Source organism: Paraburkholderia sediminicola, from assembly GCF_046027355.1.
Lineage (GTDB): Bacteria > Pseudomonadota > Gammaproteobacteria > Burkholderiales > Burkholderiaceae > Paraburkholderia > Paraburkholderia sediminicola_B.
This window is the reverse complement of record NZ_JAQQEK010000005.1, coordinates 73,933-93,053: the sequence shown is the minus strand read 5'-3', so window position 1 is coordinate 93,053 and position 19,121 is coordinate 73,933. Positions and strand designations below refer to the sequence as shown.

The following is a 19,121-nucleotide window of genomic DNA, read 5'->3' as shown; positions in this document are numbered from 1 at the left end:
CGTTGGCAACCGCAGAACTCGCAGGAAAACACCTCGTCCTCGGCATGACGGGCGGCATTGCCTGCTACAAGATCGCCGAACTCACGCGTCTGTTGACCAAGGCCGGCGCGACCGTGCAGGTCGTCATGACCGAAGCGGCCACACAATTCATCACCCCCGTCACCATGCAGGCGCTCTCGGGCCGTTCGGTCTACACGAGCCAGTGGGACGGGCGCGTGCCGAACAACATGGCGCACATCGATCTGTCGCGTGAAGCGGATGCGATCGTGATCGCGCCCGCCTCCACCGATTTCCTCGCCAAACTCGCGCACGGCATGGCCGACGATCTGCTGTCGACGCTCTGCGTCGCCCGCGATTGTCCGCTGCTGGTCGTGCCGGCCATGAACCGGCAGATGTGGCAGAACCCGGCGACGCAGCGCAACGTCGCGCAATTGCGCGCGGACGGCATCGAAGTGCTCGGACCCGATTCCGGTCCGCAAGCGTGCGGCGAAGTCGGCGACGGCCGCATGCTCGAAGCCGCGGCCACTTACGAAGCCATCGCCTCGTTCTTCGCGCCGAAAATCCTCGCCGGCAAGCGCGTGCTGCTGACCGCCGGGCCGACGTTCGAACCGCTCGATCCGGTACGCGGCATCACCAACCGCTCCAGCGGCAAGATGGGTTTCGCGCTGGCGCGCGCCGCGCAACAGGCCGGCGCCGAAGTGCATCTGATCGCCGGCCCCGTCGCGCTGGAAACGCCGTGGGGCGTATTCCGCCAGGACGTGCAAACCGCCCAGCAGATGCACGACGCGGTGATGCGCTCGGTCGCGGACGCCGACATTTTCATCGGCGTGGCCGCGGTAGCCGACTGGCGCGTCGATCACGCCAGCGAGCACAAGATCAAGAAGACCGCCGAGCGCGCGCTGCCCACGTTTAGCTTCGTGGAAAATCCGGACATTCTTGCCTCGGTGGCGAAACTGCCGCATCCGCCGTTCGCGGTCGGCTTCGCCGCTGAAAGCGGCGATCTGGAAGTTCACGGCGAAGAAAAGCGTGTGCGCAAAAATGTGCCGCTTCTGATCGGCAATCTCGGGCCGCTGACTTTCGGCCTCGACGACAACGAAGTGATCCTCTTCGAAGCAGGCGGCGCAACGAAGCTGCCACGCGCCGACAAGCAGACGCTCGCGCGCGCGCTGATCGCGGAGATCGCGAAGCGTCTGCCCGACACAAGTCTGATTCGCTGAGGCATTCCGGCGACGGCTTGCATGCGGCCGCCGTGAGTCACGTTAGCGAATGGAATCAACTGGAGCGGTACTGACATGACGCGACTATCCGTACTCGATCAAACGCCCGTGATCGCCGGGCACTCGGTGGCAGATGCGATTGCCGCCACGGTCGAACTCGCGCAGCTCGCCGACGACCTCGGCTACACGCGTTACTGGTGTGCCGAGCATCACGGCCTGCGCGGCGTGTCGAACCCCTGCCCCGAGGTGATGCTGGCGCGCCTCGGCAGCGTGACCCGCCACATTCGACTGGGCTCCGGTGGCGTGATGCTGCCGTACTACAGCCCGTTCAAGGTCGCCGAGCAATTCATGATGCTCGAAGCACTGTTCCCCAATCGCATCGATCTGGGCGTGGGACGCGCGCCGGGCGGCGACATGCGCACGGCGCAAGCGGTCGCTGCCGGCGACTACAATCGCGGCGATATTTTTCCGCAGCAGGTGGCCGATCTGCTCGGCCTGATGCACGGCACCTTGCCCGCCGATCACATTGCGAGCGGCGTGCTGCTGCAGCCGCAAATCGACACGCGTCCGCAACTGTGGATGCTCGGGTCGAGCGAATTCGGCGGTTTGCTGGCGGCGCAACTCGGCATTCCCTTCGCGTTTGCGCATTTCATCAACGCGCATTTCGGGCACCAGGTCGCGCATGCGTATCGTGAGCGCTTCAAGGCCGGCCAGGACATGCAGCAGCCGTATCTGGCGGCCGCCGTGTTCGTCATTTGCGCGGACACCGAACAGGAAGCAGCGGATCTGGAGAAAGCCGTCGATCTGCGCCGCGTGCAAATGGCCTATGGCCTGAACGAACCGATCCCGACGATCGAACAGGGCGTCGCGCAGGAATACGGCGAGCGCGAGCGTCTGGTGATTGATCGCGAGAAGCCACGCAGCATCATCGGTACGCCGGAAACTGTCACTGAGCGGCTGCATGCCTTGCAGGAGCAGTTCGAAGCTGACGAACTGATCGTGCTCACCGTCGCGGGCAGCTATCGCGCCCGCTTGCGCTCCTATGAACTTCTTGCCGACGCGCTCCAGCTCGAACGCCCGGCCTCCACTTCTTAACCTTCGAACCTGCATGAAACTCGACCTGAAGATTCTCGATGCGCGCATGCGCGAGCAGCTCCCGGCTTACGCCACCACCGGCAGCGCGGGCCTCGACCTGCGCGCGTGCCTCGACGAACCGTTGACCCTGAAACCCGGCGAAACCGCCTTGGTGCCGACGGGTCTGGCGATCCACGTCGGCGATCCGGGCTATGCCGCGCTGATTCTGCCGCGCTCGGGCTTGGGGCATAAGCACGGAATCGTGCTGGGCAATCTGGTCGGCCTGATCGATTCGGATTACCAGGGTCAACTGATGATTTCGACTTGGAACCGGGGCGAGAGCACATTCGTGCTGAATCCGATGGAGCGCCTCGCGCAACTGGTGATCGTGCCGGTCGTTCAAGCAGAGTTCAATATCGTCGACGACTTCGAAACCAGCGAGCGCGGCGCTGGTGGGTTCGGCAGCACGGGCAAGCATTAAGCAGATACGCTTGCCTGAAGCCGTGCTGGATTTGCCCAAACCAGCACGGCTCCTCTTCTGCAATTCAAGCATCCCTCGCTCTATTTGCGAGCGGCAAAACAAATTCGGAGTTATCCGATTTGGCCATTAATATCCTCCACCTATAAATCAATCAATAGCACTAACAATCTCACCGGCCTCATCAGCGAATTGATATCGGCCGCCTTACCACTCCAGTTTTCAATCCTTTCAACGCAAGAGCAGGAGGCCAAAGACCGAAAGCCTATTGTCATTTTCAACGATTTAATTAGGCATCCGCATTAATTAGAACAGGTTACCGATGGTTCACCCATCCGGATAGAACTCTTTTCTTGCTCACACGGGCGATCGATGTTCACCGGTCTAACACTGAATGGAGCTAGCATGAAGATCGAATATGATGCAATCGTTGGCCCGGGCGCCAATGAATGGTATGGCACGATCGTCGTCTCCAACTTGCGCTATGAAGACGGTAGCGCGATCACTGTCAACCAGTTCCTCGCGTTCAACTTTCACTCGCCGGCCAATGTCGACGCCACAGCTATCCAGCCAGCGTTCAGCACGTGGGTCATCGGCGACATCACCGCGGACACATCCCAAATCGGTGACGGCACCTTCGACGTTGACGCGTCAATCGCCTATACGACGAGCTACACGATGCAGCCGGCCGACCAGATCACCATCGACGTGAACGGCGATCTATTAACGGACACGGAGACCTGGCTAGACTCGTTCGTGTTTGCCGCCGACCAGGCGCCGGCCGTTGACGGCACGGTGTCGGTCACTTGCGCACCTGCGCCAGATCCGGCGCTTGCCGACATCGCGCCCATTCTCACCCTCACGCAAGGGGACGCGGTCTGCGCGATGTCCCTTTGTTATGGGACTACTAGCAGCATCACGGCCGAACAAGGGACCTACGTGGTGACGGGCGACAGTGTGAGCACAAGCGATGAGACCGTCGTCGCACCGCTTGTCATCGACAGCAGTACGATCGATGTCGTGGCTGGCGCAACGGCCACGATCGGCGTGACATTCGCCCCCGTCGAGCACTACTGTGCGCTTGATATCTCGATCGGATCGCTATCGGGGTTATCAACCGAAACGCTTAACGTCACATTGACCGACAGCGCAACGGGCGAAACTCTGGCCCTATTCGCCACTACGACCAACCAGGTAACGTCCCTGCGCATGCTGCCGCCGTCGGGCACGGCACTCGTGTCGATTCAGAACATCGCCCTCAACAATGTCGACTATTCCTTCAACGTGCCCGCCGTTACGCTGACGAACGCGCTGCAGACGGTATCCGTCGACAATTCCATGGTGGTGACGGAAAACGTCAATACCACGGGATACACCAAGGTCACAATCAGTGTCACCGCTGACCAGTCGGTCGACCAGCAACTCCAGTTGCGTCTGATTGGCGGCAGCATGAACTATCTGCAGACTGTCATCGCAGAATCGCAAAAGACTGCATTCTCGGCCTTGGTTCAGCCGGGCGACTACACGGTGGTAGCAAACGATTTTCTGTCTGCCGGCGTCGTCTATGCGGTCGAGACACCGTCGCAATTGAGCGTTCCGGGCGGCGGGAGCGCTGAACTCGACGTGACGATCGGGGCATCAGCGAACCTCAATGTGCGCGGCTTCCCCGCCTATCTGTGTTTCGGTGGCTGCGCGGATCTGACGCCGAGCAATCAGGCGGACTTCGCCGCGGCACGCGCGACCTCGGTCTTCGACTACGCCGGCACCGACGGCGCCGGCGATTCGACCGTCTATCTGACCGACGACCCGCAAACCCGAGCGACGATCACGCTCGCTCGCAATGTCGAAACGCAGTTGGGCAACGTTCAGCCCGTCTTGCCCGTCATGGTTTCGTACACCTGCAATCTGTCGCTCGGCGACACGCCCACGATCCTCGCCAACGCCGACGCTCACGCGCACAGTTTCGCCAACTACATTCTGGCGCTCAACATCGCGACGGCGGCCGTCGACAGCGACCACCCGGTCCCGGCGGGCTTCATTGTGAATCCTGATTTTCTTGGCGCGTGCCAGCAGGCCAACTTCGGCGCGACCTACTCGATGCCGGTACGCGAACCGCTACAGGAAGCGCTCGATCACTGGTCGATCACCGCCGTCATTCCCAGCGCCATCACCGAGACCATTGCCGGCTACGTCCTCGCGGTGAACTGGCTGACGCGCACGGTCGCGCCTAGCGTGACGTTCGGCTGGCAGATCAATCTCTGGGGCGTCGGCTACTCGGAATGGATCTACCAGGACGACGTCGATCCCGCGCAAATGGCGCAGCAGACCGCGGACTATGTGACCAGCCTCGGCGTCTACAACGCACCGTATGCGCCCGACTTCCTGGCGATCGACCGCTACGAAGCCGATGACTTCACGGAACGCGCCTACGCGAACGGTTACTGCTACGGCCCACGCGCATGGAACCGCTACTTCGATTTCTGCAAGGCAGTGAGCCGCGCGCTCAAATTGCCGGTGATGCCATGGCAGATGCCCGCGAGCCGCATTCCGAACACGACCGATCCGGTCGCGACGAATTTCGACTCCCAACACTGGGGAACGGGCGGCAGTTGCCTGCTGGGCGATCCTGCAATTGGCTCCAACTACGAGAACGTGCATCCCACCATTCTCGCATTGCAGTTTCCGGAGGCGTTCCAGCAATATATGGGCGCCACCGCCGAGGACATGTTCATCCGCTCCGAACCGTTCGACATTTCGAACCCTCTGTACGGCGACTTCCCGTTGCGAGGTATCTTTACAGTACTACTCGGCGGAGGTGCGACGACTGGTATCGTTTCCGCGATCGGTAATCCGGAACCGTGGGCAAGACAGAAGCTGAATGCCTACATGGACAATCCGATCACGTTTGATCAATAACGCCGGCGCAAAAAAAAACGGCGTGGACCTGGTCCACGCCGTTTTTGTTCGTACTACCGCGTACGCTTACTCGATTTCCACCGCTTCCGGATTCGGATTGCGCGGCGCCGGATGCTCGTCGAAGGTCAACTGCACCTTGTCTTCCGCATCCACGTCGACCGAGACGCGGCCGCCGTTCATCAGCTTACCGAACAGCAGTTCGTCGGCCAGCGCACGACGGATCGTGTCCTGGATCAGACGCTGCATCGGCCGCGCACCCATCAACGGATCGAAACCGTGCTTGGCGAGATGCTTGCGCAGCGCGTCGGTAAAGAGCGCATCGACCTTCTTCTCGTGCAACTGATCTTCCAGCTGCATCAGGAACTTGTCGACCACGCGCATGATGATTTCCTCATCGAGCGAACGGAAGCTGATCGTTGCGTCCAGACGGTTACGGAACTCAGGCGTAAACATACGCTTGATGTCGACCATTTCGTCGCCGGTTTCCCGACGATTCGTGAAGCCGATCACCGACTTGCCCATTGCCTCGGCGCCCGCATTCGTCGTCATGATGATGATGACGTTGCGGAAATCCGCCTTGCGGCCGTTGTTGTCCGTCAGCGTGCCGTGGTCCATCACCTGCAGCAGCACGTTGTAGATGTCCGGATGCGCCTTCTCGATTTCGTCGAGCAGCAGCACGCAATGCGGCTTCTTCGTGACAGCCTCGGTCAGCAGACCGCCCTGGTCGAAACCGACATAGCCCGGCGGCGCGCCGATCAAACGGCTGACCGCATGACGCTCCATGTATTCCGACATGTCGAAGCGGATCAGCTCGATCCCCAGCGTGAACGCCAGCTGCTTCGCCACTTCCGTCTTGCCGACGCCCGTGGGGCCGGAGAACAGGAACGCGCCGATCGGCTTGTCCAGCTTGCCGAGACCCGCACGCGCCATCTTGATCGCGGCCGACAGCGCGTCGATCGCCGGGTCTTGCCCGAACACCACGCTCTTCAGATCGCGATCCAGCGTTTGCAGCTTGCTGCGATCGTCTTGCGACACGCTTTGCGGCGGGACGCGGGCGATCTTCGAGATGATTTCCTCGATCTCGTTCTTGCCGATGGTCTTCTTCTGCTTCGACTTCGGCAGAATGCGTTGCGCCGCGCCCGCTTCGTCGATCACGTCGATCGCCTTGTCCGGCAGATGACGATCCGTGATGAAGCGCGCCGACAACTCAGCCGCCGCCGACAGCGCGCCCGACGAATACTTCACGCCGTGGTGTTCTTCGAAACGCGACTTCAGGCCACGCAGGATCGCTACCGTCTGTTCGACGGTCGGCTCGGTCACGTCGACCTTCTGGAAACGACGCGACAATGCCGCGTCTTTTTCGAAGATGCCGCGATATTCCGTGAACGTGGTCGCGCCGATGCACTTGAGCGTGCCCGACGACAACGCCGGCTTCAGCAGGTTCGACGCGTCCAGCGTGCCGCCCGACGCAGCGCCTGCGCCGATCAGTGTATGAATTTCGTCGATGAACAGGATTGCGTGCGGACGTTCCTTCAATTCCTTGAGAACCGTCTTCAGGCGCTGTTCGAAGTCGCCACGATATTTGGTGCCGGCGAGCAGCGCGCCCATGTCGAGCGAATACACCTGCGCATCCGCGAGAATGTCCGGCACTTCGCCGCGCGTAATGCGCCACGCCAGACCTTCGGCGATCGCCGTCTTGCCGACGCCGGCCTCACCGACTAGCAGCGGATTGTTCTTGCGGCGGCGGCACAGCACCTGCACCACACGCTCGACTTCCGACTCGCGTCCGATCAGCGGATCGATGCGGCCGTCTTTCGCCATCTGGTTCAGGTTCTGGGTGAACTGCGCGAGCGGGGTTTCCTTCTGCGCGGCGGCTTCGTCGGACTCGGCATTCGCGTCGCTCGCTTTCGCGGCGTCCGTGCTGCTCGTCTTGGCGATGCCGTGCGAGATGAAATTCACCACGTCCAGACGCGTGACACCCTGCTGTTGCAGGTAGTACACCGCGTGCGAATCCTTCTCGCCGAAGATCGCAACCAGCACATTCGCGCCGGTCACTTCCTTCTTGCCATTCGAGGTGGACTGCACATGCATGATCGCGCGCTGGATCACACGCTGGAAACCCAGCGTGGGCTGCGTGTCGACGTCGTCCGTGCCAGGCACGGTCGGCGTGTTGTCATGAATGAAATTGCGCAGGTTCTGGCGCAGATCCTCGATATTGGCCGCGCATGCACGCAACACCTCCGCCGCTGTCGGATTGTCCAACAGGGCCAGCAAAAGGTGTTCGACCGTTATGAACTCGTGCCGCGCCTGGCGTGCTTCCATGAACGCCATGTGCAGGCTGACTTCCAGTTCCTGGGCAATCATGCTTCCTCCATCACACACTGCAGCGGATGCCCGGCCTGCCGTGCGTGGGTAACGACTTGCTCGACTTTGGTCGACGCGATGTCCCGCGTATAGACCCCACAAACTCCCCTGCCCTCGCGATGCACCTTCAACATAACCTGTGTTGCGGTTTCACGATCTTTATTGAAGTATTCCTGCACGATCATCACGACAAATTCCATTGGCGTGAAGTCGTCATTCAGCAGCACCACCTTGTACATGGATGGCGGCTTGAGCTTTTTCTCCTGCCGCTCCAGTACGGTGCCGTCCTGCTTGTCCGGGATAATCGCCATACACCCATTCTAAACAACTAGGACAGGCCCGCAATCCTGTCAAAACCCGGCCGACCGGCCGGTGAGCCCGTTCGCTACCGCTTGATGGGTGATTACCCCGCCATGCGTGCGTTAAATCGACGAGCCGATTGCGGAGCCGGCCCCTATCCTGTGATGCCTTGCGGTCGTGCTGCACCGCAGTCGGATCGAGTATCGCACAACCTGCCGTAGCTGGCTGACGGCTCGCCCGGCCTCGTTGCCGGCGGTGCGACCCGCAGAACAGCATGTGAGTCGATTATGCGACTTTTCAAGACGGCCCGCTTGCGCAACCGCACATAACGAAAGCGGGAAAAACCCTGGAAAGTGCCTGTTTGCAACGCGACAACTGCGTCTCAAAATTTTCTTGACACCCGAATAAAGAGCCTCAACAATCAAGCTGGCACTTTTTTCACTGCGCCATAATTTCGAAAAAATGCCGATGGTGAGCTTGTGAGGAGGGAGCGGCTGCATCACGCGGTCGTCGAGCTTTTCGAGGGCTCGTGGTAGTGACATGAGTTACAGGGGAAGTTGGAATGGCAACTGGTACGGTCAAATGGTTCAATGACGCAAAAGGTTTCGGATTCATCACGCCTGATGAAGGTGGTGAGGATCTGTTTGCACACTTCTCGGCCATCCAGATGAATGGGTTCAAGACCCTCAAGGAAGGCCAAAAGGTAACCTTCGAGGTCGTGCAAGGCCCGAAAGGCAAACAGGCATCGAACATCCAGGCACCTGCCTGATACTGGTCGATACCCGTCCTTTGAAACCCGGCTTCGTGCCGGGTTTCTTTTTTTGGACGCCGGCTTCTAGTCGTGTTCAGCGCACGTACATCCCACATATCGGGTAGTACTTCGACCCATTGTCCACTTCCGCTTTTGCGATGATGGCCGTCCGGCGGTTTTTTGCGCCGAGCGGGGGCATGCACGGAGCAAAGCATAGGCAGCCGGTATGGCGGATCCCAACAACTCATTCTCTGCAGTATCGCGAACATTTAATCGCGCGACGTTCCACGAGCCTAAAAACAAACAACCCCGGTCGCCTCTCAGCGCCGGGGTTGCAGATATGACCTACGTCAGTTCAGCGCGACCGCTCACATATTCTCGATCAGCACCTGGCCGAAGCCCGAACACGACACCTGCGTCGCGCCTTCCATCAAGCGCGCGAAGTCGTACGTGACGCGTTTTTGCAGAATCGACTTTTCCATCGACTTGATGATCAAATCCGCCGCCTCGGTCCAGCCGAGGTGGCGCAGCATCATTTCCGCCGAGAGAATTTCCGAACCCGGGTTCACGTAGTCCTTGCCGGCGTATTTCGGTGCGGTGCCGTGCGTGGCTTCGAACATCGCGACCGAATCCGACATGTTCGCGCCCGGCGCGATACCGATACCGCCGACCTGCGCCGCCAACGCATCCGACACATAGTCGCCGTTCAGGTTGAGCGTGGCGATCACGTCGTACTCGGCCGGACGCAGCAGGATCTGCTGCAGGAACGCGTCGGCGATCACATCCTTCAGGACGATGTCGCCACCCGTCTTCGGATTCTTGATTTTCATCCACGGGCCGTCGTCGATCAGTTCCGCGGCGAATTCTTTTTGCGCCAGCGCATAACCGTAGTCGCGGAACGCGCCTTCGGTGAACTTCATGATGTTGCCCTTGTGCACCAGCGTGACCGAGCGGCGTTCGTTGTCGATCGCGTACTGGATCGCCTTGCGCACCAGACGCTCCGTGCCTTCACGCGACACCGGCTTGATGCCGATCCCCGACGTATCCGGGAAGCGGATCTTCTTCACGCCCATCTCTTCGCGCAGGAACTTGATGACCTTCTTCGCCTGCTCCGATTCAGCCGGCCATTCGATACCGGCGTAGATGTCTTCCGAGTTCTCGCGGAAGATCACCATGTTGGTCTTCTCCGGCTCACGCACCGGCGAAGGCACGCCCTTGAAATACTGCACCGGACGCAAACACACGTAGAGGTCCAGTTCCTGGCGCAGCGCGACGTTCAGCGAACGGATGCCGCCGCCGACCGGCGTGGTGAGCGGGCCCTTGATCGACACCACGTATTCCTTGAGCACCTGCAGCGTCTCTTCCGGCAGCCACACGTCCGGGCCGTATACCTTGGTCGACTTCTCGCCGGCGTAAATTTCCATCCAGTGGATTTTCTTCTTGCCTGCGTACGCTTTTTCGACCGCCGCATCCACGACCTTGATCATGACCGGCGTGATGTCGAGTCCGGTGCCGTCGCCTTCGATATACGGAATGATCGGCTGATCGGACACGTTGAGCGAGAAATCGGCGTTGACGGTGATCTTGTCACCACCGGTCGGAACCTTGATGTGCTGATACGGCATGATCGGACTCCAGTGAAGGCTGTGCTGAAAGCTGATGGGGAGACTGCGAAATGGGGCGCTCCTCGCTACGCGCAATGCCGGACGACTGCAAGCGGCCTGGCCGCTATTCTAGCCCACACGGCCGCTGCCCCGAGGCGGCAACGGCTCGGGGTTTTCCAACATGGACGAATGCGAGCCAACGAGGCACAAGTCTTATGTCTTATATAAGACATGGAGCATCTAGCTGCGCATTATGCTTTATTATCCCGCCATTTACTATCGGTCCGGCGTCTCCTGGAGCCTGGCCACGCTGGCAGCCCCAACCGGCGCCGCACGACTCTTATCGATTCCCAATGCGCCTTCTCGCTCTGAACAAACCGTTCGGCACCATCTGTCAGTTTTCGCCGCACGAGACGCGCGCGTCTCTGGCCGACTGGGTCAAGGTGCCCAATGTGTATCCGGCGGGCCGGCTCGATTCCGATAGCGAAGGCCTGCTGCTTCTCACCGACGACGGTGCATTGCAAGCGCGCATCGCCGAGCCGCGTCACAAGCTTGTCAAACGTTATTGGGCGCAAGTGGAAGGCGCGGTCGACGCCGCCACGCTGAAGAAGCTCGCACGCGGCGTGGATCTCGGCGATTACGTGACGCGCCCCTGCCGCGCCGAATACGTCGAGCCGACCGACGCACTCTGGACACGCACACCGCCGATTCGCTATCGCGCCGCGATACCGACCACATGGATCGAGCTATCGATCACCGAAGGCAAGAACCGCCAGGTGCGTCGCATGACAGCCGCAGTTGGATTTCCGACGCTGCGATTAGTACGCGTCGGCATCGGCGCGCTCGACATATTTTCGCTGGGACTGCGACCGGGGGAGAGCGTCGAATTGCCACCGAAGGCGCCGTGGGAAGGCATCGCCTGATCATCTGCACGTACACGTCGACTGATGATGGAATCCGCAATACGCTCGCACTTCACGCCCGGAAAAAAATAAGCTAACTCGTTGTATCAGCAAACAAAAGAGCGCGTGAAACTACAGCGAAAAACGCGTGAAACAATTGCATGCGCGCGCACGCCGCAGCCTCTCATTCGCATCAACGCAACCGCATATAAGTTTTCCACGAAATTCACGTCAACCGGTGCGCGAGCTCAGGCGTTATTCGACGCAGATGCCGCCCGAAGCTATCCGGCATTCAGCCTTAAGGGCCTTTGTGCAAGCCGCTCTTGCGGTAAGTGCAGGGAGTCTGAGCGCTAAAGCAGACGTGTCGAAAATTTGTTCGATGCGGCTGTCAACCGAAAGGTGGATGGCACGTTTACCGACATGACTCCATATATAACCGGGTCATTTGGTTAATTAACTAAAGCTGAGGATTCACAAAATGAACAAACTGATCGCCGCTCTGGTCGCTGGTCTCTTCGCAACGGCAGCATTCGCACAAGCTTCGGCACCGGCAGCAGCTTCGGCAGCTCCGGCAGCAGCAGCTTCGTCGGCAAAGAAGACCACGAAGCACGCTCACAAGAAGTCGCACAAGAAGGCAGCAGCAGCAGCTGCAGCTTCGGGCGCTTCGGAGTAAGTTTGTTGTAAAAACGCAGTCAAGAACTAGCTTCATTGCCGTTCTTACGGCGTTGAAAGGCAGATCACCGCAAGGCGATCTGCCTTTTTGTTTTTGACGCGCTCGCGTAACATTCGCGGGTTAATTTCCAGCAAGGAGTCATGCCGTGCGATTTTCCATGCGCTCGTTGATTGCGCGTTTCGCTGTTGCCGTTGCACTGCCGCTCGCCGCGTTATCGTTTGTCGCTACCACTGCCGCTCCTGCGCATGCGCAGCAAATGCCGGCCGGCGCGAAGCAGCCCAGCGAATTTCCCCGCGCGAAGCTGACCGCGGGCATGTTCGTAATCGACGCCGCCGTCGCCGCGAACGATGCGGACCGCGAGCAAGGCCTGATGTATCGCACGAGCCTCGCGCCGAATGAAGGCATGCTGTTCGTCTTCGGCGAAAACGCCGTGCATTGCTTCTGGATGAAGAACACGCTGATCCCGCTGTCGATCGCGTTCATACGCGCCGACGGCACGGTTACCGACATCGACGAGATGCAGGCCGAAACCACCAACAATCACTGCCCGAAGAACAACGGCGTCTATGCGTTGGAGATGAGCAAAGGCTGGTTCACGTCGAAGGGCATCAAACCGGGCATGAAGATCCAGGGCTTGCCGGCAGCGCAATAAAACCGCGCCGGCCGCGCCAAAGCGCCGCCGCTTCGTCCCACCGCTTTCCGAGAGCCGGTGCCTTGTTTCGAGGCACCGGCTTTTTTCATTTCCGCGCCGCGGCATCGGCGGGCGCCATATCGCCTCGCCTCGCACCGCATCGAAGCGCGCGGCGCCGGCAGCCGAAGCCTTGCCAGCAGGCGTTCGCGTCCGGCTGGCAAGATTCCTGCAAAAGACGGGCCGACGCGCTATCCTAGTAATCTTAGTAAAGCAGCACCCAGGCTCCCCGGGCAGCACAGACTGCCGCCCGGCAAGCGTTTCAGGCGCGCCATTCCAAGGAGGTTCACGTGCCCCGCAAGACTCCCATCGAGCGCTACCGGAATATCGGCATCAGCGCTCACATCGATGCCGGCAAAACCACCACCACTGAACGCATCCTGTTCTACACCGGCGTGACCCACAAGATCGGCGAGGTTCACGACGGTGCGGCAACGATGGACTGGATGGAACAGGAGCAGGAGCGCGGCATCACCATCACGTCGGCGGCCACCACCGCTTTCTGGAAGGGCATGGCCGGCAACTATCCGGAACACCGGATCAACATCATCGACACCCCCGGACACGTCGACTTCACTATCGAAGTGGAGCGCTCCATGCGTGTGCTCGACGGCGCGTGCATGGTGTACGACTCGGTCGGCGGCGTACAGCCGCAGTCGGAAACCGTGTGGCGTCAGGCGAACAAGTACAAGGTGCCGCGCATTGCGTTCGTCAACAAGATGGACCGCGTGGGCGCGGACTTCTTCCGCGTGCAGCGGCAAATCGGCGACCGCCTGAAGGGCGTCGCGGTACCGATCCAGATTCCGATCGGCGCGGAAGAACACTTCCAGGGCGTGGTCGATCTCGTCAAGATGAAGGCGATCTTCTGGGACGAAGAGAACCAGGGCATCAAGTTCGAGTACCGCGATATTCCGCCGGAACTCGCGGCGACCGCGAAGGAATGGCACGACAAGATGGTCGAGGCCGCAGCCGAAGCGAATGAGGAACTGCTCGACAAATACCTCGGCGGCGAGACGCTGACCGAAGAGGAAATCAAGCACGGCATTCGCGTGCGCTGCATTGCCAACGAAATCGTGCCGATGCTGTGCGGCAGCGCGTTCAAGAACAAGGGCGTGCAGGCCATGCTCGACGCGGTGATCGACTATCTGCCTTCGCCGCTCGACGTGCCCGCCATTACCGGCCACGATGAACACGACAACGAGATCGAACGTCATCCGAACGATAGCGATCCGTTCTCGGCGCTCGCCTTCAAGATCATGACGGACCCGTTCGTCGGCCAGCTGATTTTCTTCCGCGTCTATTCGGGCGTGGTGAATTCGGGCGACACGGTCTACAACGCGATCAAGGAAAAGAAGGAACGCCTTGGCCGGATCCTGCAGATGCACGCCAACGAGCGCAAGGAAATCAAGGAAGTCTACGCGGGCGACATCGCCGCGGCCGTCGGCCTGAAGGAAGCGACCACCGGCGACACGTTGTGCGATCCGAACCACGTGATCATCCTCGAAAAGATGATCTTCCCGGAGCCGGTGATCTCACAGGCCGTCGAGCCGAAGACCAAGGTCGACCAGGAAAAGATGGGCATCGCACTGAACCGTCTTGCCCAGGAAGATCCGTCGTTCCGCGTGCAGACGGATGAAGAATCCGGCCAGACGATCATCTCCGGCATGGGCGAGTTGCACCTGGAAATTCTGGTCGATCGCATGAAGCGTGAGTTCGGCGTCGAGGCCACCGTCGGCAAGCCACAGGTTGCGTATCGCGAGACGGTGCGCAACAAGGTCGAGGATGTCGAAGGCAAGTTCGTCAAGCAGTCGGGCGGCCGCGGTCAGTACGGCCACGCGGTGCTCACGCTGGAGCCGGCGCCGCAAGGCAAGGGCTACGAATTCGTCGACGCGATCAAGGGCGGCGTGATTCCGCGCGAGTACATTCCGGCGGTCGACAAGGGCATTCAGGAAACGCTGAAGGCCGGCGTTTTGGCGGGCTATCCGGTGGTCGACGTGAAGGTGACGCTGACCTTCGGTTCGTACCACGACGTGGACTCGAACGAAAACGCGTTCCGCATGGCCGGCTCGATGGCCTTCAAGGAAGCGATGCGCAAGGCCAAGCCCGTGCTGCTCGAACCGATGATGGCCGTCGAGGTTGAAACACCGGAAGACTTCATGGGCAACGTGATGGGCGACCTGTCGAGCCGTCGCGGGCTCGTGCAAGGCATGGAAGACATCGCCGGTGGCGGCGGCAAGCTGGTGCGCGCCGAAGTGCCGCTCGCGGAGATGTTCGGCTACTCGACGTCGCTGCGCTCCGCGACCCAGGGCCGTGCGACCTACACGATGGAGTTCAAGCACTACGCGGAAACGCCGAACAACGTCGCTGAAGCCGTGATCAACGCGAAACACAAGTAAGCGCAATTCACCATCAAGCCGAAGGCAGCACATGCCAACGGCTCGAAGCCCGTCCCCTGTGGACGGGCTTTTTTTTTCGTCCGCTGCGCCGCACCCAGGGCTTCTTCACACGCACGTTTTTGAACGTGCAAAAATGCCAGACGGCGCCGTGCCGAACGCCGGGACTCACGCTCTCGAGGAGACACATCATGAGCCAGGATCACGAACACCCGCATTACAAAGACGTGCCGCCGGCCGGACCGGTCGATTGGCGCGAGCACGGCGTGAAGGTCATCAAAGGCGATCAGCTCGATACCAATACCGCGCAGACGCCGGGCATGAATCGCGCGGCCGCGATCAACGCCGCACGCGTCGGCGCGCAGAAGATCTGGGCCGGCACCGTGACGATCCATCCGAATGCGAAGACCGGCGCGCATCATCATGGCGCGCTCGAAAGCGTGATCTACGTGGTACGCGGCCACGCGCGCATGCGCTGGGGCGAGCATCTGGAGTTCACCGCCGAAGCCGGCCCCGGCGATTTCATCTTCGTGCCGCCGTATGTGCCGCATCAGGAGATCAATGCAAGCACCGACGACCCGCTCGAATGCGTGCTGGTGCGCAGCGACAACGAAGCGGTGGTGGTCAATCTGAACATCGACGCGGTGGAACAGCCCGAGACGGTGTTCTGGGTCGATCCGATCCACAAGCATCCGCACGATCATTAACTCTTGCCCACGCGACTCATGACGCCGACTGCTTCCCTGCGCCCTCGCCTCTTCACGCTGTACGCCGTGCTGATCGCCGCCAATCTCGGCGCGTGGGCGTGGGCGCTGGTCGCGTTTCGCCACTACCCACTCTTGCTCGGCACCGCGCTGCTCGCGTATGGTTTCGGCCTGCGTCATGCGGTCGACGCGGATCACATCGCGGCGATCGATGCCGTCACGCGCAAGCTCATGCAAACCGGCAAGCGTCCGCTCGGCGTCGGGCTATCATTTTCGCTGGGGCATTCCACGATCGTGATACTGGCGACGATCGGCATCGCGTGGACCGCGCATTCGCTGCACGGCCGTTTCGAGACCTTCAAGGCGGTGGGCGGCACGATCGGCACACTCGTCTCCGCGAGCTTCCTGCTGGTGCTGGCCGCCGTCAACCTCGTGATTCTGCGCGACGTGTGGCGCCGTTACCGGCACGTCCAACGCAGCGGCGAATTGCCCGCTCAAACGCCGGACTCGATTGCGCCGGCCGGTCTGCTGTCGCGCGCGCTGCGACCGCTCTTCAGGCTCGTGACGAAAAGCTGGCACATGTACCCTGTCGGCGTGCTGTTCGGGCTCGGCTTCGACACCGCGACCGAGATCGGTTTGCTGGCGATTGCCGCGTCCGAAGCCGGCAAAGGCCTGCCGCTCTATTCGATTCTCGTGTTCCCGGCGCTCTTCACCGCCGGCATGACACTGGTCGATTCGACCGACAACGTGCTGATGGTCCACGCCTACGGCTGGGCCATGGACGACCCGAAACGCAAGCTCTACTACAACGCGAGCATCACGTTCGTCTCGGCGGTGGTCGCGATTGTGATCGGCGGCGTCGAGGCGCTGGGTCTGCTGTCGGACAAGCTCGGTCTGAACGGCGGCGTGTGGGATGCGGTGGCCAGCGTGAACGAGCGCTTCGGCGTGCTGGGTTACGGCATCGTCGCGGCTTTCATGGCGTGCTGGATCGGCTCGGTGCTGTTCCATCGCTGGCGGCGTCCCGACGCGGTCGCGCGGTAAATCCAACGCCTGTCGCGCGATGCGATCGGTAAGGTTTCCATTCGCGGCATTGGCCGTTGCGCTGCCGCAGCCGCGGGCGTTTCAGGCATGCCTCTCGCCACGGCCGCGTCGAACGTTGTGGTGACGATACACACCCGCCCTTTTATCCGCCAATCGCGAACCCGCCGGCGCCGCAAGCGCTCCGAATCCATGAGCAATCGCTTACACTGAACCCGCTTCGCCTCGACGCTTTCGTCATTGCAATACCGTCGCCCTGTCGCGCGCATCCGGCGCGGCCCGTCAGAACCGGCAACAGAACGGACTGGACACTCCATCGATGAAGACTCCCGCGGACCGATTTCTCGCACTCGACGCAGCCCGCCTCACCGCCGACGCCTACGGCAACCACGCCATCGACGAATTCCTCGCCGGCCGCATCACGCGCCGCGATCTGCTGCGCTATGCCAGCGTGATCGGTTTGTCGCTGGTGGGCGGCGGCGTGCTGAACGCGCCGCAAGCCCGCGCGCAAGGCACCACCGCTGGCGCGTCGAATCAGACGATCCGCGTGGCTCACCTGACGCCTGCTGGCGCGGTCGATCCGCTCACGGTGACGGACGCCGCCAGTCTCGCGCTGCTGAATCAGACCGGCGAATTCCTGATCGACGACGACGGCGAAAAGCTCGTGCTGAAGCCGGCGCTCGCCTTGTCGTGGAAACCGAACGACAAGGGCGACGTATGGACCTTCAAGCTGCGTCCGAACGTCAAGTTCCACGACGGCCAGCCGTTCAGCGCCAAAGACGTGGTCGCCACATTCGACCGCCTCGCCGACCCGGCCAGCGGCTCGGCGGCGCTGTCCGTACTCAAGGGCGTGCTGTCGAAAGGCGGCGCGAAAGTGGTCGACGACCACACGGTCGCGTTTCATCTGGATGCGCCGAACGGCAACTTCCCCTATTACGTTTCCTCGGACAATTACAACGCCGTGATCCTGCCCGCGAACTATGCGGGCGGTTATGAAAAGAGCTTCATCGGTACGGGTCCGTTCAAGTTCGAAAAGTATCAGGCGAAGGTGGGCGCATCGTTCGTGCGCAATCCCGATTACTGGGGCGAGAAAGCGTTACCGCAACGCGTACAGTTCTCCTTCTACGCCGATGAGCAGGCGCAACTGCTCGCGCTGCAGGGCCATCAGGCCGATGTGATGGGCACCTTCACCGTGCAGGGCGGCGCCGGCATTCTGAACAATCCGGATTACAAGGCTGTGGGCGTGAAGTCGAGCGCGCATCGGCAGATTCACATGCGCAACGACAATCCGTTGTTCAAGGACAAGCGTGTGCGCCAGGCGCTGGCGTTGTCGCTCGATCGCGACGTGCTGGTGCGTGGTCTGTTCAAAGGGCGCGCGCAACTCGGCAACGACAGTCCGTTCGCTCCCGTGTTTCCCTCCTCGGATGCGGGCATTCCGCAACGCAAGATCGACGTCGCGAAGGCCAAGCAATTGCTTGCGCAAGCGGGCGTGCCGAACGGCTTCGACGTGACGCTGACCACCGAGAAATACATGGAGATTCCCGATCTCGCGGTGGTCGTGCAGAACGCGGCGAAGGCGATCGGCGTGCGCATCAATTTGAAGGTGGAGAGCCAGTCGTTGTATTACGGCGCGGGCACGCCGGGCAAGTCGGATTGGCTGGACTCGCCGCTCGGCATTACCGACTACGGTCATCGCGGCGTGCCGAATGTGTTCCTGAATGCACCGCTCACCAGCACCGGCACGTGGAACGCCGCGCATTTCAAGAATCCGCAATACGATCAACTGGTCGCGCAATTCGTCGCCGCTATCGATCTCGGCTCGCAGAAAAAAATCTCCGGGCAGATCCAGACGCTGCTGCTCGACGAAACGCCCATCATCATTCCGTTCTTCTACGATCAACTGATCGCCATGCGCAAGGGTGTGAACGGCGTGCGCTTCACCGCGCTCGCGCAACTCTATTTCGACCGCGCGGTGTTGAGCGCGTGATGTTGTTGAGCGCTTAAGCGGCCACGCGTTTT

15 protein-coding genes are annotated in these 19,121 nt (G+C 60.9%); 12 read left to right on the top strand and 3 right to left on the bottom strand.

The features are described 5' to 3' along the window. The first annotated feature begins 2 nt into the window (after positions 1-2). The 4 genes from coaBC to PQR42_RS10575 all read left to right on the top strand — a co-directional run bounded on the left by coaBC (position 3) and on the right by PQR42_RS10575 (position 5,685). Positions 3-1,217 (top strand): bifunctional phosphopantothenoylcysteine decarboxylase/phosphopantothenate--cysteine ligase CoaBC, encoded by a 1,215-nt coding sequence (gene coaBC / locus PQR42_RS10590; protein WP_408389595.1) that lies wholly within the window; start codon positions 3-5, stop codon positions 1,215-1,217. Between the two features lie 75 nt (positions 1,218-1,292). Next, positions 1,293-2,312 (top strand): LLM class flavin-dependent oxidoreductase, encoded by a 1,020-nt coding sequence (locus tag PQR42_RS10585; protein ID WP_408389597.1) that lies wholly within the window; start codon positions 1,293-1,295, stop codon positions 2,310-2,312. A 13-nt stretch (positions 2,313-2,325) separates the two neighbouring features. Beyond that, positions 2,326-2,772, top strand: coding sequence for a dUTP diphosphatase (dut, locus tag PQR42_RS10580; protein ID WP_408213881.1), 447 nt, complete (start codon positions 2,326-2,328; stop codon positions 2,770-2,772). Between the two features lie 402 nt (positions 2,773-3,174). Next, positions 3,175-5,685 (top strand): hypothetical protein, encoded by a 2,511-nt coding sequence (locus PQR42_RS10575; protein WP_408493630.1) that lies wholly within the window; start codon positions 3,175-3,177, stop codon positions 5,683-5,685. 66 nt (positions 5,686-5,751) lie between these two features. Here PQR42_RS10575 and clpA read toward each other — a convergent pair whose 3' ends face one another. Further along, a complete protein-coding gene (gene clpA, locus PQR42_RS10570; protein WP_012434129.1) occupies positions 5,752-8,049 on the bottom strand; it encodes an ATP-dependent Clp protease ATP-binding subunit ClpA in 2,298 nt (765 codons plus the stop codon). Next, positions 8,046-8,360 (bottom strand): ATP-dependent Clp protease adapter ClpS, encoded by a 315-nt coding sequence (gene clpS, locus PQR42_RS10565; RefSeq protein ID WP_006050100.1) that lies wholly within the window; start codon positions 8,358-8,360, stop codon positions 8,046-8,048. The genes clpA and clpS overlap by 4 nt, the downstream gene beginning before the upstream one ends. A 551-nt stretch (positions 8,361-8,911) precedes the next feature. On the opposite strand from clpS, the gene PQR42_RS10560 reads away from it, so the two are divergent. Then, on the top strand, positions 8,912-9,118 hold the full coding sequence (locus PQR42_RS10560; protein ID WP_007180614.1) for a cold-shock protein: 207 nt from the start codon (positions 8,912-8,914) through the stop codon (positions 9,116-9,118). A 350-nt stretch (positions 9,119-9,468) separates the two neighbouring features. On the opposite strand, the gene icd is transcribed toward PQR42_RS10560, so the two are convergent. Next, positions 9,469-10,725 carry an NADP-dependent isocitrate dehydrogenase gene (gene icd, locus PQR42_RS10555; RefSeq protein WP_408389599.1) on the bottom strand — a complete coding sequence of 419 codons (1,257 nt, stop codon included), beginning with the start codon at positions 10,723-10,725 and terminating at the stop codon, positions 9,469-9,471. A gap of 332 nt (positions 10,726-11,057) precedes the next feature. On the opposite strand from icd, the gene PQR42_RS10550 reads away from it, so the two are divergent. From PQR42_RS10550 to PQR42_RS10520, 7 genes are all read left to right on the top strand, one after another. Continuing rightward, positions 11,058-11,627 (top strand): pseudouridine synthase, encoded by a 570-nt coding sequence (locus PQR42_RS10550; RefSeq protein ID WP_408389601.1) that lies wholly within the window; start codon positions 11,058-11,060, stop codon positions 11,625-11,627. 457 nt (positions 11,628-12,084) lie between these two features. Continuing rightward, complete coding sequence (locus tag PQR42_RS10545; protein ID WP_011489640.1) at positions 12,085-12,279, top strand: hypothetical protein; 195 nt, start codon at positions 12,085-12,087, stop codon at positions 12,277-12,279. Between the two features lie 145 nt (positions 12,280-12,424). After that, positions 12,425-12,931, top strand: coding sequence for a DUF192 domain-containing protein (locus PQR42_RS10540; RefSeq protein WP_408389603.1), 507 nt, complete (start codon positions 12,425-12,427; stop codon positions 12,929-12,931). A 326-nt stretch (positions 12,932-13,257) separates the two neighbouring features. Next, positions 13,258-15,363 carry an elongation factor G gene (gene fusA, locus PQR42_RS10535; RefSeq protein WP_408213867.1) on the top strand — a complete coding sequence of 702 codons (2,106 nt, stop codon included), beginning with the start codon at positions 13,258-13,260 and terminating at the stop codon, positions 15,361-15,363. 188 nt (positions 15,364-15,551) lie between these two features. After that, entirely contained in the window at positions 15,552-16,067 is a 516-nt protein-coding gene (locus PQR42_RS10530; protein WP_408213865.1) for a cupin domain-containing protein, read from the top strand. A gap of 18 nt (positions 16,068-16,085) precedes the next feature. Then, positions 16,086-17,105: a HoxN/HupN/NixA family nickel/cobalt transporter gene (locus PQR42_RS10525; RefSeq protein WP_408389605.1), complete on the top strand. Its 1,020-nt coding sequence runs from the start codon at positions 16,086-16,088 to the stop codon at positions 17,103-17,105. Positions 17,106-17,421: 316 nt separating this feature from the next. Continuing rightward, a complete protein-coding gene (locus tag PQR42_RS10520) occupies positions 17,422-19,089 on the top strand; it encodes an ABC transporter substrate-binding protein (protein ID WP_408389607.1) in 1,668 nt (555 codons plus the stop codon). Positions 19,090-19,121: the final 32 nt, after the last annotated feature.